Annotated in this window: 13 protein-coding genes; 6 read left to right on the forward strand and 7 right to left on the reverse strand. The window is 70.1% G+C overall.

The features are described 5' to 3' along the window. The first annotated feature begins 164 nt into the window (after positions 1 to 164). Positions 165 to 973, forward strand: a protein-coding gene (locus tag N7925_RS00120) for an IS5 family transposase (protein WP_274342618.1) whose coding sequence is annotated in 2 segments (ribosomal slippage) — positions 165 to 504 and positions 504 to 973 — 810 coding nt in all. Because the reading frame shifts where the segments join, the coding sequence is not laid out codon by codon here. Here the strand turns inward: N7925_RS00120 and N7925_RS36125 are convergent. From N7925_RS36125 to N7925_RS00135, 3 genes are all read right to left on the reverse strand, one after another. After that, entirely contained in the window at positions 939 to 2,246 is a 1,308-nt protein-coding gene (locus N7925_RS36125; protein WP_443032100.1) for a lonely Cys domain-containing protein, read from the reverse strand. The two genes, N7925_RS00120 and N7925_RS36125, sit on opposite strands and share 35 nt — an antisense overlap. A 129-nt stretch (positions 2,247 to 2,375) precedes the next feature. Continuing rightward, positions 2,376 to 14,207 (reverse strand): hypothetical protein, encoded by an 11,832-nt coding sequence (locus N7925_RS00130; RefSeq protein WP_274342619.1) that lies wholly within the window; start codon positions 14,205 to 14,207, stop codon positions 2,376 to 2,378. Further along, the gene (locus N7925_RS00135) at positions 14,208 to 14,603 is read right to left on the reverse strand and encodes a hypothetical protein (protein WP_274342620.1); all 396 of its coding nucleotides are present in this window, start codon (positions 14,601 to 14,603) and stop codon (positions 14,208 to 14,210) included. Between the two features lie 155 nt (positions 14,604 to 14,758). On the opposite strand from N7925_RS00135, the gene N7925_RS00140 reads away from it, so the two are divergent. Further along, positions 14,759 to 15,256, forward strand: a complete 498-nt coding sequence (locus tag N7925_RS00140) for a hypothetical protein (RefSeq protein ID WP_274342621.1) — start codon at positions 14,759 to 14,761, stop codon at positions 15,254 to 15,256. Positions 15,257 to 15,455: 199 nt separating this feature from the next. Here N7925_RS00140 and N7925_RS00145 read toward each other — a convergent pair whose 3' ends face one another. Then, on the reverse strand, positions 15,456 to 15,626 hold the full coding sequence (locus N7925_RS00145; RefSeq protein WP_274342622.1) for a hypothetical protein: 171 nt from the start codon (positions 15,624 to 15,626) through the stop codon (positions 15,456 to 15,458). Positions 15,627 to 16,365: 739 nt separating this feature from the next. On the opposite strand from N7925_RS00145, the gene N7925_RS00150 reads away from it, so the two are divergent. Beyond that, a complete protein-coding gene (locus N7925_RS00150) occupies positions 16,366 to 16,578 on the forward strand; it encodes a hypothetical protein (protein WP_274342623.1) in 213 nt (70 codons plus the stop codon). Positions 16,579 to 16,780: 202 nt separating this feature from the next. On the opposite strand, the gene N7925_RS00155 is transcribed toward N7925_RS00150, so the two are convergent. From N7925_RS00155 to N7925_RS00165, 3 genes are all read right to left on the reverse strand, one after another. Then, positions 16,781 to 17,395 (reverse strand): hypothetical protein, encoded by a 615-nt coding sequence (locus N7925_RS00155; protein ID WP_274342624.1) that lies wholly within the window; start codon positions 17,393 to 17,395, stop codon positions 16,781 to 16,783. Positions 17,396 to 17,690: 295 nt separating this feature from the next. Continuing rightward, a complete protein-coding gene (locus N7925_RS00160) occupies positions 17,691 to 19,184 on the reverse strand; it encodes a pRL2-11 (protein ID WP_274342625.1) in 1,494 nt (497 codons plus the stop codon). A 72-nt stretch (positions 19,185 to 19,256) separates the two neighbouring features. After that, positions 19,257 to 19,511, reverse strand: a complete 255-nt coding sequence (locus N7925_RS00165; RefSeq protein WP_274342626.1) for a hypothetical protein — start codon at positions 19,509 to 19,511, stop codon at positions 19,257 to 19,259. A gap of 511 nt (positions 19,512 to 20,022) precedes the next feature. Here N7925_RS00165 and N7925_RS00170 point away from each other — a divergent pair. The 3 genes from N7925_RS00170 (at position 20,023) to N7925_RS00180 (ending at position 23,697) form a co-directional block, all read left to right on the forward strand. Continuing rightward, the gene (locus N7925_RS00170) at positions 20,023 to 20,595 is read left to right on the forward strand and encodes a hypothetical protein (RefSeq protein ID WP_274342627.1); all 573 of its coding nucleotides are present in this window, start codon (positions 20,023 to 20,025) and stop codon (positions 20,593 to 20,595) included. 214 nt (positions 20,596 to 20,809) lie between these two features. Next, on the forward strand, positions 20,810 to 21,076 hold the full coding sequence (locus N7925_RS00175) for a zinc-ribbon domain-containing protein (RefSeq protein WP_274342628.1): 267 nt from the start codon (positions 20,810 to 20,812) through the stop codon (positions 21,074 to 21,076). 1,376 nt (positions 21,077 to 22,452) lie between these two features. Continuing rightward, complete coding sequence (locus tag N7925_RS00180) at positions 22,453 to 23,697, forward strand: hypothetical protein (RefSeq protein ID WP_274342629.1); 1,245 nt, start codon at positions 22,453 to 22,455, stop codon at positions 23,695 to 23,697. The last annotated feature ends 148 nt before the right edge of the window (positions 23,698 to 23,845 follow it).

Here is a 23,845-nt window from a genome sequence, read left to right on the forward strand (position 1 = left end):
GGCAACGGCTGTTCGAAGTCCATCGCCCCATGCTGCCCGACGGCATCCCACGACGAGGAGCCGTCCCCAAAGTGTCATTCCGTTAGGAGTTCTAACTGATCGTTTCAGAATGAGATCGGTGTGGTGGCTTGGCAGTTGGGAGTTGGGTCGGCAGGATCTGTTGGGTGTCTGCTGATCTTGTGCCTGATGACCTGTGGGAACGCATAGCCCCGCTGCTGCCGGTTCGACCGCCTCGACGACACCGGTATCCCGGGCGGCTGCCGGCCGATGACCGTGCTGCTCTGCGGGGCATCGTCTACGTGCTGCGCAAGAGTGTGAGCTGGCGCGACGTTCCCGCAGAGCTGGTGGGCTGCAGCGGCGTGACAGCCTGGCGGCGCCTGCGGGACTGGACCGAGGCCGGAGTGTGGCCCCGCCTGCATGAGGTTCTTCTGGCGGAACTGCGTAAAGAGGGCCTGCTGGAGATGGACGACGCCGCGATCGACGGCTCGCACGTCAGGGCTCTCAAAGGGGGGCTCACACCGGACCTTCGCCGGTCGACCGGGCCCGGCCCGGCAGCAAGCACCACCTGATCGTCGACCGGCACGGAACCCCGCTCGCCGTTTCTCTGACCAGCGGAAACCGTCACGATGTTACCCAGCTCATGCCTCTGCTGGACGCCATACCCCGCATCCGCGGCCTGCGGGGCCGGCCACGCCAGCGGCCCCGGCGACTGTTCGCCGACCGCGGGTACGACTACGACAAGTACCGGCGTCTCGTCCGCGCCCGTGGGATCACACCCAAGATCGCCCGACGCGGCACCCCGCACGGCTCGGGACTGGGCAAGACACGCTGGGTCGTCGAGCGGACCTTCGCCTGGCTCCACCAGTTCAAACGACTGCGCATCCGCTACGAGATACGAGCCGACCTCCACCTCGCACTACTCCAACTCGCCTGCAGCATCATCTGCTTGAGACGACTCCGTACCTCATTCTGAAACGATCAGTAAGAGCGCGGCCATCGAGGCGCGGTTCACGGTCTTCCAGGCCCTGGCCGTCGTCGGGATCGGAAACGAGGAGGCCGACGACATCGTGTCGAAGCTGGAGGCCGGGGCGGTGGCCGGCGCTCACACCTGGATCTCCGAGAGCAGTGGCCCGCACGGGTCCGGGCAGCGCTTCGAGGACGGCTGGCACGCCGGAGTCCGCGACGTCGCCAGCTGCCTGCTGCGCATCGCAGACACCACCGCCACCACGGGGTGTGCGTGTAGGAACTGGGACTTCGGGGCGCTCCTCCGGCGAACTATGTGGTGGCCGATCGGGTTCGGGGAGGCGGTCCAGCCGCGCATAGACGGCCCAAGAGGTGGGCGCGAGCGCGCGGTGCGCTCCAGCGGTGCGGATAGGCGGCATCGGCTTCGCGGAAGATGGCTTCGGCGACGTCGCCCCGGCCGTTGCTCGTGGGCAGGATCGAGCCGCTCGGTGTCGGTAGCTGGCGCTACGGTCTAGGGATGACGACATCACCGCGGCAGCCGCTCTCCGCCCGCGAGGCCGGCCTACCCGTCGACCGGACAGTCCATGAAGGAGTTCCCGAGCACCTGGAACCGGGACTGCGGTCGTGGATCCGGGATTCGGTGGTGACGGAATCGCTCGTCCACCGCGGCCGCTGGTGGCCCAGGTCGTGCGGCCGGTCCGGTCGGCGACCGCGCGAGGCAGATCCAGGCCCCGTGCACCCGCCTCCGGGACCAGCAGGACCACGGGGGTGCCGTCCGGCAGACCGGCCAGCAACGGGTCCAGGGCGAGCAGTTCGGCGAACACCTCCGTGGTCACGCGGTGCGGGGTGCCGTCACCGTCCAGCACCACGACGTGGTCGTGGCCGCCTTCGGCCGCCAGGACGACGTACGGCGCCGGGTCTGCCTCACCGAGCGGGGGCACCCCGTACGGCTGCTGGGCCACCCCGACCGCCTGTGACGTGTCCAGTTCCCTGATCCTGCCGCCCGTCCAGTTCCTGCCCCGGCTGCCACCGGTCCGGGGCAGTGTGCGGGCGACGGAGAACACCCCGTCGAGCACGAGTCGGAACGCGGCGAGGCCGGCGAGGCTCCGGGCCCCTTCCACGTTCTCGTCGAGTGCCACCCGGAACAGCTCGCCTCGCTGCACCTTGGTCACGGCCTCCCGCTCACCCAGACCGAGGACGTACCGGGTGACCGCGTCCAGGTCGAACGGGCCCTCACGCAGAGGCGATCCGGTCACGGCCCGGCGCAGCGCGTCCAGCCGCACCAGGGTCTCGCGCAGTGCCGGATAGAGCGGGGCCTCGCCGATCCCGGGACCGTAGAGGTCCTCCAGGATCCCGGTGGTGGTCCGGCTCGGCGGACCGGCTGTCCTCGTCGCCGTCCTCCCAGTCCATGATCATGTCGAGGGAGTCGGCGCTGCTCCCGGGGACGAGGGTTCCGGCAAGTCGAGCAGCAGCCGCGTGGGCGCCGAGGTATCGGGCTCTCCCCGCTGCACCCGGATGAGCCTGTGCTGCTCGGGCGTCAGCCCCAGTTCCTCCACGGGCAGTTTGTCGCGCAGGAGCGCCGCCTGTGTGGACTGCGCCAACGACAGCGTCATGCCGATCGCTTCGAGTTCCGCGACCGACACCATCCCCTTCAACGGCACCACCGGCGGTGGAACGACGGGGGCGGGAGGCTGACCGGACGGCGCCGCCGTAGCGGTCATGACCTGTTCGGGAACGACCCGCACGCCGAGCCGTTCCGTCAAGAGCTCCGCCACCTCCCGCAGCCGGCCCGCCGCGACGTCCGGGCCGAGGCCGGGCCGGACGGATTCGCTCCTGTAGCGGCTCAACTTGTCGTTTACCGTCCACCGCTTCAGCTCCGGGCTCCACCGGACCTCGCCGGACCCCCGGCTCATCCCGGGCTCCGACCGTCCGGACTCCCCGAACCGGGCCGCGATGCCCGTGTGCCCCAGCCCGTCCAGGTCCTTCCGCAGACCGTCCGCCGTCAGGTCCGGAGCCACGCTCCGCACGCCAGCGAGCAGCGCGTCGAACTGCTCCGGCGTGATGATCCCGCTCGGCTGCTCGCTGCCCAGCAGGATCTGTCCGTCCTCGGTCACCGTGTAGATCCACACGGTGTCCGGGTTCGCCGTAACCAGCAGATCGGGATCGACATCGTCCAGGGGGGTCCACAGCGGATTCACCCGTACGTCGCCCTCACCGTCACGCTCCTCGGGCTTGACGCGCTTGGGGGCCACGCTGTCGCCGTAGACGAGCAGGTCATGCGCTTCGGCGCTGCTCCCGTTGTAGTGGTCCACGCCGTTGTAGTGCACCTCGATCACACGGGATGCACCGCTGGGGCCGGCCCGGCGGGTGTCGGCCAGACGACCGTCCCAGGCCACCTCGACCCGGGCCCCGAAGGTGTGGGCGAGCAGGGGCAGGAAGATCTCGCCCACGTCGGTGATGTAATCCTCCTCCCAGCGGGCGACAGCGCGCATGACCGTATGCATCTCCGCGTCGTCCAGTGGAGCCGCGCTCGTCGGGTACAGAACGGCCAACTCCGCGCGCAGTCCCGCCTCCGAGCGGTCGATCAGCATGTCTGCGTCCACACTGTGGTGCGCGAGCAGCGAGACGAGCCCCGCCCGGTGCAGTCCCGCGATCCGGGCCCCGAACTCCGTCGTCGTCGACAGGCGCAACTGCCCGATGACGGATCGGGGCAGACGGTCTCCGCTCCCGGTCACATGGGCCTCGACGGCCTTGCGCATCGCGCTCACGACGGCGGTCTCCGGGCCGCCCGGGTAGTGCCCGGTGGTGGACTGGACGACCGCTCTGCCGCTGAGCCCCCCGCGTACGGCGTCGGCGTCTCCGAGCCAGGCGTACGCGGCGGGGTCGGACTCCGCCAGAGCGGGCAGCCGGCTGCGTACATATCCGGGGTCGCTCGCGATGAATGAGTGGAAGAGACACTCCCCGGTGACCGGAACCCGAACGGGCCGCCCCCTGGCCGCACCGTCCGGAGGCAGGGCAGACGAGGGCTGCACCGGCTTCGGCTCCGGCTGAGTCCTGGCCTCCGTCTTGCCCCCGGCCTTCGGCTCCGGCTTCGCGTCCGTCACCGCCCCCTCCCGTACCGCCAGTCGGTAATGGCGGTCCGCCAGGCTGAGCACCACGTGCGGCCGCGGGCCGCCGGGCGGCAGGCCCAGGGTCCCCGCCAGGTGGCCCGTGGGATCGGACGGTCCCGGGCCGAAGTCCTGGAAGCGCCCCGTGTCGTCCACGACGGTGATGTCCACCCCGAACGTCCGGGCGGCCAGCACCGGCAGCAGGTCGGCCGCCCCGTGGTTCCAGCCCGCCTCGCCCTCCGTGTTCCCCGGGCGCATCAGCTGGGTGACGGCCAGCGCGGCCCGGGCCGCCGGGTCCGGGGTCACGGAGTGCGGCATCAGTCCGCCCAGCCCGTCGAACTCGCGGCCTCCAGGAGTGTCCGCCGCCAGCGGCCCGGCCCCCCGCAACCCCGCCCCGGTGACTTCGGCGTCGCTGAAGGCATCCATGACATCGGGGGCGACGGCTTCGAGCAGGTCCGCGTCCGAGGGGTCCATGAGCCTGGCGGTGAGCATCCGCAGCACCGCGTCGGCCGCCGCACGCCGGTCGCCGAGGTCCACCCCCTGATCGGTGAGCAGGCCGGGCGCGCTCCTGCTCAGCCCCTCCAGCAGCGCGTGCAGGAAGGCGCCCCCGTCCTCCGGCACCTCGTGCAGGGCGTACGTGACCTCGTCGGGCGAGGTCAGCCGGGCGTCCGGACCGGTGCCGGTCCTCGTGTACGCCGGAAGCGCGGGCGGTACCGGGGGCGCCGGCACCGCGGGCTTCAGGTATGTGACGGCCGGGGGCTCGGTCCTGCCCTCCAGGCGCTTCCGGCTCTCGACGGTGGCCGCTTCCTGGTGCCACCGGGTGAGCTGGTCCGTCCCCGCCCTCACCCGGTGGTACTCGGCCGCAGCGTCCTCCGCCGTCGTCCTCAGTGTGCCGAGCAGCGTGCGCCGGTTACCGAAGGCGGTGACGGCGGCGTCGTGCCGCCGGGTGGCCGCCCCGACCCGGCGGTCCGCGGTGGCAAGCGCCCTTCCGGCCGTGTTCACCCGCCGGTCGGCCGCCGCCTTACGCTCCCGCAGGGCGGCGATGTGGGCCTCGGCGGGCGAAAGCCGTTCCCGGGAGGTTTGTTCGGCGGCCGCCAGGGCCGCACGCGCCTCCGCCATCTCCTCGCGTGCCAGCTCCGCCCAACCATCGTGGGCGGCCTCACCGGTGTCCGAGGCCTCGGCGGCTTCGAGGGCTTCGCGGGCCTCGCGTATCGACTGCTGACCGGCGCTCCGTATCCGGTCCATGCGTTCCTCCGCGGCCTCCACGGCGTTGTGGGCCGCCTCGGCCACGTCGTACGACTGGGCCAGCCCTCGGCGGGCCGCCCCGGCGGCGGTCTCCGCGTCGTCGAGCGCGATCCGCGCCGCGTCCCGCTCCTCCCTCCGGCCGATCGCCGAACGGCGCTTCTTCCAGTACGCCTTGTCGGCGTCGACCCACGCCTTGCTCGCCTCGCCCACCGCGTCCCACGCGGCACCCACCCGGGCGGGGAAGTTCGTGTCGTCGATCAGGCCGAGTTCCCTGGCGACATCGTCCCTGACCCAGGTCAGGGAGTACGCCTCCGAGCCGACCGCCTTCGGGCCGGGCCTGACATGGCCGAAGGTGCCTCCGACGAAGCGTCCGACTCGGGTGTCCTTGATGCCCCGACGCACATCGGCGACGCTCAGCCACGAGGTGGGGACGGCGAACAGGAACACCCGGCCCGTCTTGGGTTTCGTGTTGATGGAGGTCAGCTGGTCCGCCGAGGTGGGCAGGCTGTCGCCTTCAGCGGCGTACGGCCCGGTGCCCGACCCGCCCATCTGGTGCATGCCCGTCTTGTCGGAGCTGATCAGCACGCCCGCCCCGAGCGCGGAGTCCTGGACGTTCTCCCGTCCCACGGACGACGCCGCGCCGGCGCCGGTCCGCCGGAGCATCTCCATCTTCTGGCCGTCGGCGACGGTCAGCAGCCGGGCGCGGCTGAAGTCGGGCTTGGCGTACAGCTCGAGCTGAGCGCTCTCGGTGCTGACGATGTTCTTCTCGGTCAGCCCGGGGACGGCGTATCCCTGGGGCGTCACCGCACGGTGGTAGTAGGCCGTGAGCGCGGCGTTGCCGGTCCCGTCCTCCAGCGCCTGGGCCGAGCCGGTGCCCAGCCGGGTCAGCCCGGTGTCCCTGGCCCGGCGTGCGGCATCGGGTCCGTCCACGGAGAACCCCGCGTCGTACGACAGGGCCAGCGCGTAGGTGTTCGCCACCTGGATGTCCGCGAGGCCGACGATCCGGCGCACGTCGAAGCCGGTGGCGGGGAAACGGAACGGCTTGAGGGTGCCGTCACCGTGCAGGGTGTCGGGCCCCAGCACGTACGGCGGGACGCCCTGCCTCGGTGCGGCGAGCCCGGTCAGGTCCGGGGGCGGCAGCAGATCGGCGTCCGGCTCCCCGTCGGGGGCCATCAGGCTCAGGGGGACGTGCTCGCGCAGGGTCCCGGCGGGGTGCGCCACGCTGATGACCTGCTTGCCGCGGAACCGGTCGAACCCGGTGCGTACGGGCCCCCGTCGCCCCGGTGCCGGGTCGTCCGCCTCCAGCGTGATCCGGAGCGTGTAGGGCGTGGCGATCTCCGCGTACGGTTCCGTCGAGGCCGCCCGGAACACGGTCAGGGTGGATTCCGTACGGCTCTCGCCGCTGGACTTCCGGTCGGACCCGGTCTCCGTGAACGTCGGTCCCGCCGCCACGGCCCCCGTGGGGTTCTCCGTGTGGACGGCCTCCCCGACGAGGTAGCCGAAGTCGGCACCCTTCGTGGACTCGGCACCTTCGGTGACCGTCTCGATGGCCCGCCGGTTCTCCTCCATCTCCACGCTGTGGTCCAGCATCTCGAACGTCGGCGTACCGGGTTCGAGCTGGACCCTGATCCGGATCTGCCGCTTGCCGATCCGGACGCTGTGCCAGCCCCACGCTCCGGTGCGGGCCGGGACCGAGGAGCCGCCGCCCGTGGTCTCCTTGTCCAGGGATCGCAGGACCCGGGACGAGACCAGGGTGCGGACGCGCTCCCGGCCGGCGTCGTCCAGCCCGAGCTGGGCCACCTGCTGTTCGAAGGCGGCGAGCGCCGCGGTCGGGTCCAGCGCGTTGACGGCGTACGTACCGAAGTGGTCGTCCCGCAGCCATGGTTGCGGGGACCAGCTGTGGCGGGTGTAGCGCGGCACCTCGCCCATGCCGTCGTCGATCAGCCCAACGAGGTGGGCGCTCTTCTCCGGCACATGGGCCAGCCAGCCGCCGGGCACGGTCGTCATCCGCCCGGCCGCCGCGGCGATCCAGTCGGGAACGAGCGGCCTGCCCGCAGCACCGGAGCCGAGCAGGCTCGCCGTCAGGGCCAGCCAGTGCTCGGCGGCGCCCGACACGAGGACCTGGTGGCCGAAGCCCTTGCGGTTCATGTCGTGGACGAAGGAGCGGGTCACGGTCCTGCTCGACTGGTCCGCCGTCGACCAGGGGCTGGCGACCAGGCCGTAGGTGCCGAGCAGTCCGGGCCCTGCCGCGTGGGAGCGCGCGTAGACGAGCTGCCCGCCGACGAAGAAGGTGCGGGTCTTCGTCAGCTTACCCGCCGTCTGGCCGGTGCCGCCCAGCACCATTTCCGTGTCCATCGGCACCGACCCGGTCAGCGCCTGGATGCCGTCCACCGCCGTCAGATGCCGGAAGGTGGCCCAGAGCGTGGCGTACGGGCCCTTCCCCATCAGCCCTGAGGCACTCCAGCCCAGTGGCCCGGAGCTCTGGTCGAAGTTGGCCGTCAGGTACTGCGGCTGGAAGGCACGGAGTACGGCCTCGCGGGTCGGCGCACCCTCCTCGGTGAGCTGCCAAGCGCCGCCTGACCCGGCGGCCATGGCCTGCCCGAGTGCCGAGACCAGGGCCGGTGACGGCATCACGCCGATGGTCAGGAACGGATGGTTCTGCAGGTCCCGGAACATCTGCGAGCCCCGGCCGTCCGGTGTCACCGGGCCCGGGTCCCCCACCAGGTCGGAGGCGCGCACCAGGCTGCCCGGCCTGGACAGGTCGCCGAGGGCGAGTGCCCGCGCCCGGTCGGGCCGCAGGGTGCGTACCGGCTGGAGGGCGACGCTCGCGTAGGGGTTGGCAGCAGCCCGGCGGTGCGGGTCCACGGCCGGCGCGTGCGTGCCGGGGATGCTGATGAGCACCTGCCCGGTCCGGGGCCCGCCGCCCACCTGACGGCCGCCGGGGGCCGTACCGATGAGCAGGTCCTGCGACTGCCGGAAGACGAACGGCTGAGTGCCGAGCAGCCCCAGCGTCGCTGTTCCGCGCAGCAGGCCCCGGAACCGCCAGTACCCGCCGCGGTCCACGGTGATCGAGAGGTCGTAGCGGTAGAGGTGCGACGGACCGGCACTCACCGTCATCGGCTCGTACGTGGCCGTCGCGCCGAAGCTGGTCTCCTCGTCGGCCTGCCAACCCCAGCGCACGCCGGCGCTCGGCCCGCCCGCGTTGTTCGGTGCGCCGATGTCGTCCGTCATGGGGTCACGGAAGGCGATCAGCCCCTCGGCGCCCGCCTCCCCGATGCGCTTGGCACTCTTCTGGCCGTCCACCCGCTCCACACCGACCGAGCTGTAGCGCAGCTTGAAGTCGTCCTGCACGCCCTCGAAACGGCGGTTGGTTAGCTCCCCGTGCAGCCAGATGTAGCGGTGGCCCTGTCCGATCCGGCCCGGCTCGTTGAACCGGATCCGGATGCCGGTCGTGGTCAGCGCCTCCAGGTTTCCCGCCATGCTCCGGTACGACAGGGCGCTGAGGACCTCCAGGGTGTTGGCGAGGGCCGTGCGGTACTCGTCGTCGTTCTTCCACCGCGTCGTCGGCGCGGGGCGTGCGCCGGCGGACGGACCGGGCGGGCCCAGAACTGCGTTCGCCCGCTCCCACCAGGTTCTGTGCTCCGGCGGCGCCAGCTGGTCGAGCCGTGCGACCAGCCCGGGATAGGCCGCCGCGAGAGCCGTCAGCACCTCGTCGGCGAGGGTGTCCAGGAGGGTGCGCTCCCGTCCCGTGGCTCCGGTCGGCCCGGTCTTCGTACCGTCGCCGAAGGCGAACTCCTCCACCCGGTGCATGCCCAGGGTGGGCGGCCTGTCCGGGGTCAGGTACGCGGGGGCGAACGGTTCTGGTACTCCCGCGCGCAGCGCACGCCGCAGGCCGTCGTCCCAGCCCGCCAGCCGACGCGCCTCCGTACGGGTCATCCGGTCCACGCTCCAGGTGTGGAACTGCTGCGGCCGGGAGCCGCTGCCGCTGCGCTGGGCGTACACCGTCTTCCGGACCAGGTAGAGACCCGTCGCATCGCCCTTGACCTGGCCTGCCGTCTTGATCGCCCCGGAACCGCCGAGGCCGGCGGTGCGCGACACGGAGAAGAGGTAACGGAACGCCGCGCCGAACTGGAGCCGGAGATCGAGGGCGCCGTTCCCCAGGTCGAAGAAGTTGAAGGCCGGGCCCGCGACGCCGTCGATTCCGAAGGCCGCCGTCTTCTGGACACTCCGGTCGTTGCGTACGGCCAGGGTGTTGATGTCGCGCATCTCCGCGTCGGGCGTCTCCGTGATCAGCGTCGCCCGGCCCGGCACCACATCGACCACGAAGACGCCCAGCGGCGTACGGGTCCTGTCGTCGGCGAAGAGAGGCACGGTGGTGACCCGTCCCCTGGACAGTGCGGGGCTCTGCCGCTGGAAGCTCAACGAGGAGAAGAAGGAGTTCAGTTCACCGTAGGCGGTACTGCCCGGTGCCACGCCGATCTCCTGGGCCGCCCAGTCCCGCATCCGGGAGACGGGGCCGAACCCCTCCGTCCGGACCAGCCGGTAGGCCGACTGCCGGCCGAGCTCCATGGAGCGGGGGATGCGCCCGGGGGCGGCGGTCGCACTCATCACGCTGTCCGGCAGCCGTACGGACAGCCCGTCCCTCACCGCGAACCCGAAGACCGCGGGCTCGGGACCGTTCACGATCCTTCCGTCCGCATCGGTGACCCGCAGGTCGTAGTAGACGTGGTCCAGATACACCCGCGAGCCGTCGAGCGCGCGGGTCTCCGTCTGGCTCGTCCCCTGTTCGGTCTGTCCGTATCCCACCCGGTCGGTGAAACCGAGCCGCAGACCGAGCCGGCCGAGACCGCTGAATGCGGCCGCGCCCACGGGCCCGATGGGTCCGCCGAGCGCGATCTGGAACGCCGACTGCATGGTCTTGCTCTGCCCGGCGGTGAAGACCGAGCGGTGCATCCCGTCCACCTTCACGGGGCTGCCGTAGGTGTCGGTGAACTGCTCCCAGTCGCCGTAGTGGCGCGCGACGACCGACAGCTTCCGCGCACTGCCGTCCTGCGCCGTGTACGGGAAGACGCGCCCGTCCCCGGCCAGTGTCTTGGGCTCCTGGGTGAAGGCGTACGTGACGTCGGCCATCAGGTTCGAACCGGCCGGGCGGCCGTTCTTCGGCTGCTCGGGCCGCACCCCGTCGGACCCTGTGGACAGCAGGCGGCCGATCTCGGCCAGCGCCTCGCCGGTGCCGCGCAGGACGACGTCGCTGTGCCCGAAGGTCATGCCGCCGGAGACCAGTTCGAGGAGGACCTCCGGAGGGGCGTCCTGCACGAGCTCCTGCACGTCGTCGATGTACGCGGGCATCCGGGAGCCGTTACCGAAGTCGGTCCGGTCCCGCCGCCCGCCGAGCGGCCGGGGCAGGTCCCGGTCCAGCACAGGGGGCCGGGTGCTGGGGAGCACGGGCGCGTACGGCTCGGCACCAGGGGCACTGCTGGTGGTGGCCGGACGGCGGACGGGCGGCGAGGAGGCCACGGTCGCCGTCGCGGACACGGTTGCCGTCGCGGTCGTGCGCGCGGATGCGGATGTGGGTGTCCTGGTGGGTGTGGGCGTGAGGTCCCCGATGAGTGTGCTGATCAGCTGCAGATGGCGGCCGCGCAGCCCGCCCTGGGCTAGCCCCTCGGGGGCCGGGCGCCGGTAGTCCCCCAGGAGGCTCCCCTCCACGTCCGGGCGTTGAGGTGCGACCGCGTGCCGGGACTCGTCGCGGAGGCCGAGCATGTGCGTGATCTCGTGCGCGTAGTCGACGGGGTCGGCATCCGCCCACCAGGCGGACCGGGTCATCTGCTGGTCGCGGCCGACGAATTCGACGTTGAGCCCGTTGGGGTGCGGGTCGCTCTCGACGCGCACCAGCGTCACATGCAGGAGGTCACCGTTCGGCAGCCGGTGACCCGGTGCGTTGATCGCGGTATCGACGCCGTTGAGCACCCTCGCCCAGACGCCGTCGGGCATCCGGTCCGGGCTGCCGACACCGACCTCGACGGTGAGGTCGGTGACATGGTCGCCGCCCACCCCGAAGCGGCGTACTTCGAACTTCGACCTCACCACGAACTGAGTTGTCCGACCCTGCTGTTGCGGATCCGGTGGCGTCGACACCGGGTCGACCCAGGTGTGCGAGCGCGGCACCGGTTCCACCCCGGCGCGCGCCGCCTCCCAGGCGGGCGACCCGGGGGCGGCGTCGGCGGTGGTCCCTGAGGCGGGGCCGGACGCCCCTACCGCCTCGGCCCCGTCCGGGGCCAGGTCGGCATCCGGGCCGGAGAGTCCGGGCAGGTCCCCCTGCTGGGGCCCTGCCCCCGGAGCGGGCAAGGACGACGAAGAAGTCGGCAGGGCGGTAGGCGGGGAAGGGGAAAGGGGCGGGGAGGACGACGGTGAGGACATGCCGGGGAAGCTCGACGACGTAGCGGACCGGCCGTCGGACGCCTGGGCCGACGAGGTGTCCGGCGACACGGCCGGTGCTTCCGGCGCCGTTGTCGGCACCGCCGGTGCGTCGTGGGTCCCGGCCCGCCGTTGCTCGGGGCGCACCGGATCGGCGATGGGCAGGGAGGGCTCCGGCGTCGGCCCGGTGAGCGCGTCCGCGCCTGTTTCGGCGTCCGTGCCGGTGTGCTCGGCCGGGGATTCGCCGGTCAGCGGTGCCGCGTCCGGTTGCGGTGCTTCGGAGGAGGTACGCAGCCCTGTAGGGGGCGCCGGGTCGCCTTCGGGCACGGTCGTGTTCGTGGTCATGTTCGTGTCACGGGGTGCCGGGGTGAGCGACTGGTCCGTACCGTCGGACAGGTACTCCTGACCGTTTCGGTCGGCCTGCTGGTCAGGCAGGCCGGTCACATCGTCGTCTGTCAGGCCTGTCGCGTCGGCCCCGTCTGTCAGGTCGGTCCGGGAGGACTGCTGTGACTGGCTTCCCGGCGTACCGGGCGATGCGCTGTGAGCTCCGGGGGCGGATGCGGGTGCTGTCGTGTTCGGGCCGGCCGAGGTGCCCAGGGGCGTCGGCGCTGTGACGGTGTCGGATTCGGCGTCGGTTGCCGGTGGGGCGCCGTTCACCTGCTGGTGTGTGCCGTGTTCCGTGCCCGGCTGGGCGCCGGTGTTCCGGGCGGGCTGTCCTTGCCCGGGCAGGTCCTGCCCGGTGGTGTCGTGAGGGACGTCCCGTGTCCCGTCCTGGCCGAACGGTGCGTCGCCCGGGTCGGTATCCACGTGCGTGGCGTCCATACCGCCCGGGGTGTTCGAGTCCGGTGCGATGGAGGAGCCCTCCGGCGTGGTGAGCCCCTGGGGGAGGTCACTTGTCGATCGTGGCACGTTCGAAGGCACGTCCGGCGTGAGGCCGTCGGTGAGGTCCTGCGGCGTGAGGTCCCGTGTCGTGAGGTCGGCGTTCGAGACGGACGACGGCCCGGAGGTGCGCCCGGACGGCAGCGTGGACGGGGTGAAGGCCGACGAGGTGGACGGCGGCACGTAGGGGGCCGGTGACCCGCTCGGGTCGCTGAAGCTGTTACTGCCGTTGAAGCCGTTGCCGCTGTTGAAGCCGTAGCCGCCGAGGTTGTTCGTGTCGTTCGGGCTGTTCGAGTCCCGGGTGGTGAGGTCGAAGGGTCCGGACAGTACGTCGCGGCCACCGGTGGGCAGGATGTTCAGCGCGGACGGCGACGTGTACGGCGGCGGGGACGTGTACGTGGGCGGCGGGATGCTGAGACCGCTGCCGATCCCGCTCGGGAGTTCGGTCGAGACGGTGTTCGGGAAAGGCACCGCGGGACCCGGGGTGAACAGGTTGCTCTCCACCGTCGACGGGCTCTTGACATCCGGGCCCACATCCGGCTTCCCGGACCCCGAACCGCCTCCCAAGCGGCTGTCAGGGCCGGGCAGTTCGTTGACGTCGGTGAACCGGTCGTTGTTGAAGTAGTTGTTGTACAGGGAGAAAGCCCCGGCGCCGACGGCCAGCCCCGCGCCCATGTCGAACACGGTGCTGGTGCCGGAGCCGACGAAGGTCTCCCACTTGAACTCCCACTTGTCGTAGAAGGCCCCGTTGACGATGACCTCGGCGGTGCTCTCGGCTGCACCGCCGACCACGAAGGTGGTGACCACGACCGGCGGACCGTTCACGATCCCCTTGAACACCAGGCCGTCCGGGTCGATCTGGAACTTGCTGAAGACGTCCCCGAAGAGGTCCTTGAAGAAGTTCTCGAGTGGCTTCAGGAACTTGTCGAAGATCTCCATGAAGCCGGCGGTGAGCGCACCGAAGGCGCCGGCGACGGCGACGTCCTTCCAGTCCACTCCCCCGGGCTTCCGGCCCCCGGTGTTCAGCCCGATCTGCGCCAGCCGGACCGCCAGCGTCTGGATGGCCTCCTGGATGGCCTGCCCCAGGGTCGGCGCGATGTGCGACATCCGCAGCAGACGGTCGATGATGATGAGGATCGCGAGCTTGCTCCGGGCCCGCGCCAGGAACATCTGCGAGACCGACGCGCCGCCGGTGAACGCGATCAGAGCAGCCAGGATCGCCAGTTCGGCGATCAGCATGATGATCTCGGCGATGATCTCCCACTTGGACGCCTGGATCTTCTGCGAGTAGTCCACCTGGCCGTTGGCCAGTTCGTCGAGCTGGAGCAGCAACGCCTGGATGGGATCGGTGCCGTTGGGTTCGTCGGTGAGCATCCGCACACTCTCGATGTACGGCTTGGCCACCTCCGGCGGCAACGCCGCCTCCACCATCTGGATCGTCTCCCGCGAGGCGGTGCGGAGATCGATCAGGCCCTTCTGGAGGGCCAGGTAGAGCTCACGACTTTCCCACGCCAGATTCTCCCTGGCCTGCAGGGGCATTTCGCCCAGCAGGATCCAGAGCATCGTCCTGACGTCCGGCGGAAAGTCGATCTCCTCCACTCAGCGTCTCACCTGCCCACCGGCGCAGTGAAGTGCCTCGTCCGTCTTCCGACCGTGAGACCGGATCCGATCGACGGCGTCGGTGCGGGTGCTCTCGACGTACTCCAGATCGGTGAGTGCCGCCGGGACCAGCGTGTGCAGTGCCCCGTACAGCCCCTGGGTGACGTCGGCGCACAGGACCTCTTGTCCGCCCGGCACTTCGGACGCACCTGCCGGGCGAAGTCGTCCGCCCAGCCTGTCCACGCCCTTGGTCAGCGGAGCCCGCACCGTCCGCAGCTCCGCCTCGGCACTCCGGGCGGACGCGGCCACGCGCTCTTCGCCCGGCGCCACAGAGGCCGACAGGACGGGGAGTTCGACGGAGTCCGCGCCAACGGCGGGCGTGACAGGGATCGTCACCTCTGCCGTCACAAGGGCGGCGAGAACTGCCGTCGATCCCGTTCCGGCCAATGCACGCGGGCAGCAAGCTCGTCGCATGGTGCACACGCTAGGTACGTCAGATGACGCCGGGGCGACACGCGGTAGCCGTGGGGGTGTCCGGTCGTTGAAGGGGTGTGAGTCTCCCTGAGCAGGTCGCATCTCTGTCGGACGCCGCCACCGAGGTCTGGGACACGGCTTCGGCCGACGGCTGGAGCCCTTCGGCGGCGCTGGACACGCTGGGGTCGATCGAGGTGCTGCTGGACGCGCTCAACCGGCTCGGGCCCCCGGTGCGGGACGCGCTGGCACCGGCGCTGGCCGCGACCACGGCGGTCCGCGCTCTCATCGCAGCATCACTGCTACGAGAGGATCACCTCGCTTCCCGGGCACCCGTACGCCAGCCGAGGCCGCAGGGTCAGCACCGCCAGCCCGAGTACTGGGTCCACCGCGACATGCGAGTGGCGGAAACGCTCTGGATGAACGCCCAGGAAGGCCGGGGCGGCGAGCTGGCGGGCATGTTCGCGGCCCCGCCTCCCCAGGCGATGATCGAGGCGATGAACCGCCGCGGCCTGCCCCAGCACTGGCGTCCGCTGCTGGAAGAGCTGACCCGCCGCTACGGAGCTCAGACGCCCTGACCGGCCCAGGTGCTCCGACACTGGGCGGAGCTTCCGGCCGCTCACGGCGGAGCACGTAACGCCGGCCGCTCCCGCCTCGCGCTGCCCCTGCTGGCGGGCGTATCGCTTCCGCTCCACCCGGGCCGCGGGGGTGCGGCCGGGCGGGGTGGACCAGAACGGATGCCAATGGATCCGACAGGAGAAGATTGGCCGCCGCAGGTCAGTCGTCCAGGGTGCCCGTCAGGTAGTAGCCGGTGATCCGGCGCTTGCCCGCCTTGGTAGTAGCGGTGGCGTGGAAGTAGGACGCAGGGATGGCGTACCGGCCACCGGCGCCATGCATGCCGATCACCTCAGCGGTCCGGGTGCCGGCCTCGTAGGACTGCACGACCACGGTCTCGGGGTAGTGAGAGGTAGCCCCACCTCTGCACGTCATTTAGATCTGGCGGGCCTCGATACGGTGCATGAGCCCTCCCGGCTCCGATGGCAGGGCTATCGACGGTAGCGCCTTCCCTGATGCCATCAGTCAGGTTCTGGCATCCAGTACGGGGCAATATGGCAGCAGCAGAGCCACGAGTTCCCCAGAACGCGAATGGGCCCTCGTGATCCGTCACGGTTTAGATCGACGCAGGCACGAACCATGTGCGGTACCCCGAACTTCTTCCAGGACTCCTCCTTGAACAAGCTTCGCAAGTGATCCGCTGGCACGTGGTACACACACCGGTTTGCCTGCTTCTCCACCGGATGGACGATGGGCTGATACCGCCATTGGCGGGGCTCGGAGCGTTGGGGGCCAGGGGGTTCCTCCCGTGAAGTTGTTGGGCCCGCTCGGGTACGGCAGCCACTCTGAGGGAGGGCCACACCCTCGCGCAAACCTCATTTGCACAGGTCAGAGGCCTTTGAGGGCCGTTCTATACCGTCTCGTGTACGTGCGCAGCGCATGCCCTGGAGGGGCAACACGAGACGGTATAGGACGGCCCTCCACTCAGTCCGGCGAACGCTCTTTGTGTGGAAGGCGTCACACACCGTCGACCCTGGTTTCGTTCTCACACCGTCCCTGACACGTTCGACGTGTCTTCCCACTTCACGGCGACGCGATCAGAACAGCGATCGGTAAAGCCGACTTCGACCACATGGTCCGGCTCGGCTGGTTCCGCTCCCCGCAGGGGATCGAGGTCCGCTTCGGCACCAGCCGCGCCGGAGCCGTCGACGTCCGGCTCTACACCACCACCTCCGTCGACGCGGTCATCCCCGCCCACCCCGACGTCGACTGGGAGCAGCTGCGCACGGTGGAGAAAGGCCGGCGCTCCCCGTTGGCGTCGCTTCGCCTGGACCCGGCGATCTGAAACACGGGAGTGAAACGCGCCCGGCCCACCCCCCGGCATCAAGTCCGCGGCAGCGCTCCCTGCTCCGGTCCGGCAGCGTTGCCGGGCGGTCGCGGAGCGCGTGACGCCGGGGCCGCTCCATCGTTGGACAGCGCGAACCCATACCGGGCCTCGGGGATGTCATGGCTGATCCCCCGGGGCCCGTGGTGTGTCGGCCGTTCAGTCAGGCCGTGGGGTCGTCCGGGTCGGTGAGCCAGGTGACGACGTCGGCGTCGGTCATCTGGATCGCCTGCGTCTCGTCGACCTCGCCGTGCTGGATGACGTGGAAGTGACCCCGCTGCGGGTGGCGCTGCTTGGGGCCGGCGGCCGGGGCGAGGACCTGCCAGGTGTCGGCCGTGAACCGCGCCAGGATCACCGTGGCGAACAGCTCGCGGGCCGCTCCTCCGAGGACTGTGGACTGGGGGCGTCCGTCGAAGACGTGGACGCGAGCCGCGCGCCCGACCCAGAGCGCTTCCTCGAGGGCGGCGATGGCCGGTGACGTCTTCGGGTCGTCCTTCTGCCGGAAGGTCTCCCAGTAGCGGGCGAGGCGGCGCAGCGTGGCGTTGGCTTTGTCGACCGCGACGATCAGGCGGGGCACGGTGTCCAGGTTGCCGTCGAGGTCGAGGCGGCGCTCCAGCTCGGTGGCGAGGTGGACCAGGGCGTCGTGGATGCCGGCGATGTTGCCGCGGTGGGTGACCGTGGGCACGGCCTGCGCCCACAGGTGGGAGATCCGCTTGGGATCCAGGACCAGGGCGTGGGCGCCCTGGTGGAGGAACTGGGCGGTCAGGGAGCGCAGCATGGTGGTGCTGCCGCCGCCGCTGGCGGTGCAGACCAGGACGTACGGGGATTCGCCGTCCAGGTCGACGGCGATGGCCTGTCCGGTGGTGCTGATGCCTGAGGGCGGTCCCCTCGGGCATGGCCTCTATCTGCGCGCGCAGGTCCGGGTCGGCGAAGCTGAGGATCGTGAGGAGCGCGGTCTTCTTCATGGCGGGGGTGTTCCTGTTCTGTGTGGTGCCGGGTGTTCTTCTGGTTGCGGGGGATCGTGTCGGTGAAGGCGGACAGGTCCGGATTTCTGACCCGCCGGGGTCCGGGGTTCAGTCGAGGTCGGTGGTGCCGGTGGGGGCGCGGGGCCGGTTGCGGGCCCACTTCTTGAGGTCGTGGACGCTGTAGAGGAGTTCGGTGCCGCGCTTGGCGACCGAGGTGGGGAAGGTCGGGTCGTTGGCGCGGGCGAAGCGCAGCGCGTCCAGGGTGATGGCGGGCAGGTGGTGCTCGGCGGCCTGGCGCAGTCCCACCGCCGGGTCGTCGTCACCGGGTGCCGGGTCCGGTGGCGACGTCGCCGGGGCGGCGGGCCCGCCGGCGGCCGGGGTGGCGGCCGTGGTCTGGGGCGGGAGCGACGAGGCATCGGCGAGGACGTCGGCGGCCGGTGCCGGGTCGGGAGTGGTGGGCGGCAGGGCCGGGTCGTTCCAGGCGTCGGCCGGAGAGTTGGCGGGCTTGTGCAACAGCGCCGGGCCCGGTTGTTCGGGGAGGGCCGTGTGTTGCGGTTCGGTGGCGGCCAAGCCGGTGCTGGCCCACTTGTGGGCTTCGGGCTCGGTGAAGAACAGGACCTGCGTCCGCCAGGCGTTGACGCTGTAGCGGGCGAGGATGCGGGTGGAGAACTGCTCGCGGACCTCCGGGCACCCCAGGGCGCGGGCGGTGGCGGACCGCGCGACCAGGAGGACGTGCATGCGCAGCTGGCGGCCCATGTAGAGGATCTCGTTGAGGGCGTCGATGGCCGGGGAGACTTTCGGGTCGCCGGACTCGCGGGTCTTCTCCCAGTAGCGGGCCAGTTGCTTCATCGTCGCGTTGACCTCTTCGAGGAGGATCAACAGCCGGGGCCCGATGGCCTTCGGGTCGGCGCCGATGCCGAGGGCGTTGGCGACCTGGGTGCGGCGCCGGCCTTCCCTGCCGAGGGCGATGAGCTGGTCGTGGATGTCGGCGACGTCGGCGCAGTAGGTGACGCCGGGCAGGCCGCGCGCCCAGAGGTGGGAGATCCGCTTGGTGTCCCGGACGAAGACCCGGCTGCCGTGGTGGAGCATCTGGCAGGCGATGCACCGCAGGGTCACCGACTTGCCGCCACCCGTACTGGCGTTGACGAGGATGTGCGGGGATTCTGCGTCCAGGTCGACGGAGACGATCCGCCCGCCGGCCCCGAACCCGATGATCGGGGCGGCCTCCTTGGCCTTGGCGACCAGGTCCCGCATCTTGGGGTCCTTGAAGAGGGCCGTGGCTGGGGGCTTGCGGGTCTTCTTCACCAGCACGTACGGCTTGCGGCCCTCGGGGTGCCAGGAGAACGTGACGCCCTGGAGGGCGAGTTTCTGGGTGATGAGGTCGGCCACCACGTCGCGGGAGAACCCGAGCCGGGTGGGCAGGTCGACACGGATCTGTGCGTCGTCGTCGGAGAAGTTCTTCGGGATGTGGAGGTAGCAGCGCGGGTCGGTCTGCTCCGCCAGACCCAGCGGCTGGTGCAGGGCCTCGTGCAGCGGGCCCACCCACTCGCGCATCAGCTCCCGGCGCTCACGGGTCAGGACCATGTACGTCGCGGTGCCCACCGTGAGGACGGAGGCCGCGGCAATCCCGCCGGGCTCCAGCGTCGCGAGCGCCGTCTCCCGGTTCTCCCACAGCTACGTCAGGGTCTCGCGGGTGGCGTCCAGGTCCCGGGTGGTCAGGTAGCCGCTCTCCGCGACACCGCCACCGAGAGCGAAACCGAAGGACAACCGGCGCCACCCGGGCTTGTAGGAGCGGCGGCGGACCTTGCCCTCCACCTTCGGCAGGACCCGGGTACCCGCACGCCAGAACGTCGCATCGGCGGACCCCGTCCAGGTCCCGGCCGGCCAGCACCCGGGCGATCCCGCGCGCGAGGGAATCGACGGACTCATCCACCTGCTTGTCGAACTTCGTCCGTGCCATGGCCGTGCCCTTTCGATCTGCGTCCCGGCACCTCAAACCCGGAAGCGGACACCGAACTTATGAGCGTTCGCCTGTGGACAGAGTCTGGCGGTTTCAGGCCTGGAGCAGCGATCTGTGGACACCAGCCCGTGTCTGCGCGGTTCGGGGCCAAGATTCCCGGGGATGGCAGCGTTATGACGGGCAATCAGAATGGATCGCAGAGGGCTGGCTCCGGGACCGGGCAGTCGGCTGGAGTGGGCGGTTCGCCAGGAAGTTCGGAGCGCCCCTTCCTGCAACGTCCACAAGGCGTTCTCGCGGTTGCCGGCGGCGCTGTAGGCATTGTCGCGGGCGTCCTGGGGGTGGTGTTCTTGCTGTTCCCGGACCTTCAGCCGGAGCCCGCACCGGATCCGGAGCCTGGGGTGGAGTTGGTCGATTTCGATCTTGAGAAGGAAGAAGAGATCCAGGCGGACTGGACTGACGGCGGAGTCGAGGCGGGGGGTGATGAAGGACTGGAAGGCATCGCTGGTCACCGTGATCCTCAGAAACAACGGCGACAACCCATCCTTGGTGTCACAGGCGGAGTTCCACTTCAGTTCAGTCACCGAGGTGGGGTGTCCCTACGGGGCGGGGGGCACCGAGGTGAAGGCCCGGTACGACGTCAAAGTTCCACTAGAAGCTCGAGCACCTTTCAAGCAGGTCCGCCAGATGAAGTACGGCCTGCCGCCCCACGAGCAGGAGCGCGTGGCCTTTACTGTCGGACCGAAATCGGTCTTCGATGGCCAACTGCCCCGGGCCTACACCTTCGCGATCACTCTTCACCTCGACGATAAAACTCGCGTCAAGGTCCCGGAGATGACGTACATGGACCCCTCCAGCATCAAAAGTGTGCTCTGGTCTGCAGAACGAGCGGTCGAGGACGGCGAAAGGTTCGGCTTCACCACCGTGTCCTGTATCAAGGAACAGGAACGCAAGGCGCGGAAAATCATCAAACAGGCCAAAAATGTCTCCCCCGAACTGCAGCGCTACAGCGCGGAGCTCACCAGGCTCGCCGGGCTTGCCTCGAAAACCACCTGACGCCTCGCTCACCATGGCACGACCGCGGACCTACCTGACGCGGCACCTGGCCGCCACTTCTGCGCAGCTGTTGACCAAGCCGTAGGGGGCGGCGTGGGCGTGAGGAATAGGGCGTAGCTGCGGTCGGCGCCTACCAGAGGGCCGGGGAAGGCGGGTGGCAAGGACGGTGCCCCCGGCAAGGTCATGTCAGTGGCGCGCCCTACGGTGCGTGCCCATGACACGCCGCACCCGTTTCCTGGTCAACGAGCACCCGGTCATCGCCGCGCAATGGCATCCGGAACTGAACACCGAACTGAACTTGACCCTGATCGGTCCTGGCTCCCACAAGTCGGCGTTCTGGCAGTGCGACGAGGGGCACGTGTGGCAGGCCCAGATCCATTCCCTCGTCGCTGGAACCGGCTGCCCCCAGTGCGCGGGGTACGTGCCGCGCGGCCGGGCCATGCGGTCCCAGCAGCCGTCTATGCGGGATGGTTGCCGGTAGCGCCTGAGGTGGTGTTTCAGCGCGGTTGTGCTGTGGCGTCCTCAAGGGGCCTCGGACGGGGAGCGGGCTCTCTTCAGCTCCCCAGCTGCCAATTGACTTCTTCGTCCTGCTGCGGCCTCAAACGCACCTGACGTTGGCGTACTGGGAAATCCGCACCAGCAGGCCTGTGAGGAAAACAGCACGCCAGAGCCGTGAGCACGGGGCGGGCGGCCGGCATGGCCCCGGTACCGAACGACCGTGCAGTTCAGTGCGTCCCGAGCGCAGTCTCCGTTGCCGCCGTCACGGCCGCTACGCGCCCACGGGCAGCACTAGTGAAAGCGCATGACGCCCACAGTGCACAACAGACGACGCCCATCACCCTGGACTCACCGGCCCGACGCTGGGAAGAGGCGGGCGGGTCGGTCGCGGCCGGAAGCCGGCGGAGTGCGGAGCGGGCACGCATGCGCCGTGGATGGTGGACCCGGCCACACCACAAGCAGGGTGGGCCGGGCGGCGTCCAGAGCGCTGGCCGCCGCCCGGCCCACAACCTTTCTCGGGGCCGGCGACCACCGGACGATAGCCCCCGCCCCACAATTGGGAGTGAGCAGAACAGGGGCAGCCGGGACTGGTGAGTCCCCGGTTGTTCACACTCGGCCGTTGGGGAGTACAGAATCGTTCCCTTGCGTGTCTCGGCTCGCGTCGTGTGCTGAGAAAGCTTGTTGCGATGGGTGAACGCGGTAGCGATGGACCATGACAGATCCTTTCGCACTGTGTCCCCTTCCGGTGCCTTGCGAATCGCCGTTGGTTTCGCTTACTCCGGCCGCTCCCCCTCCCGGCGAGGCGTGGGAAACAGCCGCCGATGATGCGCAGCTCTGCCAGGAGCCGGCACAGGAGGGACTGGTGACAGGCTCAAACTGATTTTGCAGCTGTTCCGGCTGGCCGGTTCCTTCAAGGGTGAGGTGTCGGTTACGGCCGATCGAAGAGGCTGCGCGTCTCTTGATCGGCCGTTGCGGCCGTGCCCCCGCCCCTGCTTCGTATGGCCACGCAGTCGAAAAACGGGCTGTCTCGCTTCGGAAGTGCTCATTCCTATTACCTCCCGATCACACGCTGCCAGCGACTTTCAGGCGCCACTCCAAGGCCCGCCAGAGGTATTGCGGCCCACTTGGAGAAGAACCCGTCGGGTGCCCGAGCGCGCTGAATTCGGAGACGGCCGGAAGATGGCCTAAAAGGTCCCGCTTGAACTGCGCAGATGTCCGGAACTTACGGGGACGTGGATCCACGGCGGTCTTAAAGTGGATGTTCCCAGCATCGTGGCGACTGTTCTCTTAAATCTGCCAGGACCGTGCTGGGGCCGGGGAGCGGGGGAAGGTGTGCCTAAAGGGACGCGAAATACTCGCTTGGCTGCTCTTCAGCAGGAGGCAGGGTGGACCAACGGGGATTTGGCCCGGGAAGTCAACCGGCTCGGTACTCTTCACGGCCTGCGCCTGACCTACGACCGGACAGCGGTCGCGCACTGGCTGTCCGGGTCCCGCCCGCGCCCTCCCGTGCCCGCCCTGGTGGCCGAGGTCCTCAGCCGCCGCCTGGGCCGACTGGTGACCCCCGAATGGACGGGGCTGGCATCCCCGCAACAGGCGGCATCTTCCTCCACCGCGCACCCGATCCTCGCACTCGCCGAATTCGCCGTCACCGACGCCGACTCCGACCGACGAGGCCGGCCTGCGCGCCTCTTCTCCGTCCAGGAGATCGAAGCCGAACTCAGCGGAGCAGCAATCCGGCTGCAAAATTCTGACAGCCGCCGCTCATCCACCGCACAGCGCCTCGAACACCTCAGCAGTTTTTTCTTCGAACACGTCCAGCGCTACGGGGGGCTGACGCTCGGCAGCACCTTGTCACGCTACATAGCCGATGAGACACCGCGCCTCCTGGTCATGCGCAGCGCCGAGACCGACCGGCCGGAAGTCCTTACCGCCCTTGCCCGGCTCAGCTACGTCCAAGCCGCTATAGCGGCCGACAGCGGCCGTCCAGGGCTTGCCCAGGGCTACTACCAGCACGCGCTGAGACTCGCCCGGCGGGCCGGCGCCCGACCCGACTACGCCATCACGCTGCGCGCCCTGGCCACCTTGGCGGACAGCCTTGGCGAGAAAGCGCTCAGTGGGAAACTCACGGGCCACGCCATCGAGATCGCAGGCCCGAACGCGGCACCTGCGCTCCGGAGCTTCCTCTACTCCGGTCATGCCCTCACTCTGGCCCGGACCGGCGACCGCCCCGCTGCGCTCCGTGCCCTCGCAACCGCCTTGCGGATACACCAGGAGGACCTCCAAGCAACAAGTCCCTTCGAGACCTACACGGAAGCGTCGCTCCAGTACCAGCGCGCTCTCGTACTCAAGGCTTTGGGAGCAGGTCCTGACCACCTCCAGGCCCTCCTGGACTCCCTGAGGACAAGACCCGTCGACCACCACAAGGCCCTGGCCATCACCCACAGCCAGATCGCGCTCGCCCTTCTTCACACAGGGCAGTGGGACCAGGCGCTCCCGCACGCCCAGAAGGCATTCGCCAGCGCCCGGACAGTCTCCTCCATGCCCGCCCGCACGAACGTGGCAGAACTACGCCAGTCCATGGCAGCCTTCCGCCGCCGCATATAGACCTGCCGCCGCCGCATATAGACCTGCCCTCCAGGCCGACCGTGCCGAGCCCCTTCGGGGGACGGTAGCCGACGCCCGAGAGTGGTCCGTGCCTCGCCCCGTAGCAGAGTCTGCTCATGTGCGGAGGCAGGGAACATCTGAGGCGGCA

It is taken from the genome of Streptomyces sp. CA-278952 (assembly GCF_028747205.1).
Lineage (GTDB): Bacteria > Actinomycetota > Actinomycetes > Streptomycetales > Streptomycetaceae > Streptomyces.

What these genes read in the sequence shown, in the direction of transcription:
- N7925_RS00150 (WP_274342623.1), top strand. Translation starts at nt 16,366, where the DNA reads ATGGTCCGGCTCGGCTGGTTCCGCTCCCCGCAGGGGATCGAGGTCCGC.
- N7925_RS00155 (WP_274342624.1), bottom strand. Translation starts at nt 17,395, where the DNA reads ATGCTGCGCTCCCTGACCGCCCAGTTCCTCCACCAGGGCGCCCACGCC.
- N7925_RS00165 (WP_274342626.1), bottom strand. Translation starts at nt 19,511, where the DNA reads ATGAGTCCGTCGATTCCCTCGCGCGCGGGATCGCCCGGGTGCTGGCCG.
- N7925_RS00170 (WP_274342627.1), top strand. Translation starts at nt 20,023, where the DNA reads ATGAAGGACTGGAAGGCATCGCTGGTCACCGTGATCCTCAGAAACAAC.
- N7925_RS00175 (WP_274342628.1), top strand. Translation starts at nt 20,810, where the DNA reads ATGACACGCCGCACCCGTTTCCTGGTCAACGAGCACCCGGTCATCGCC.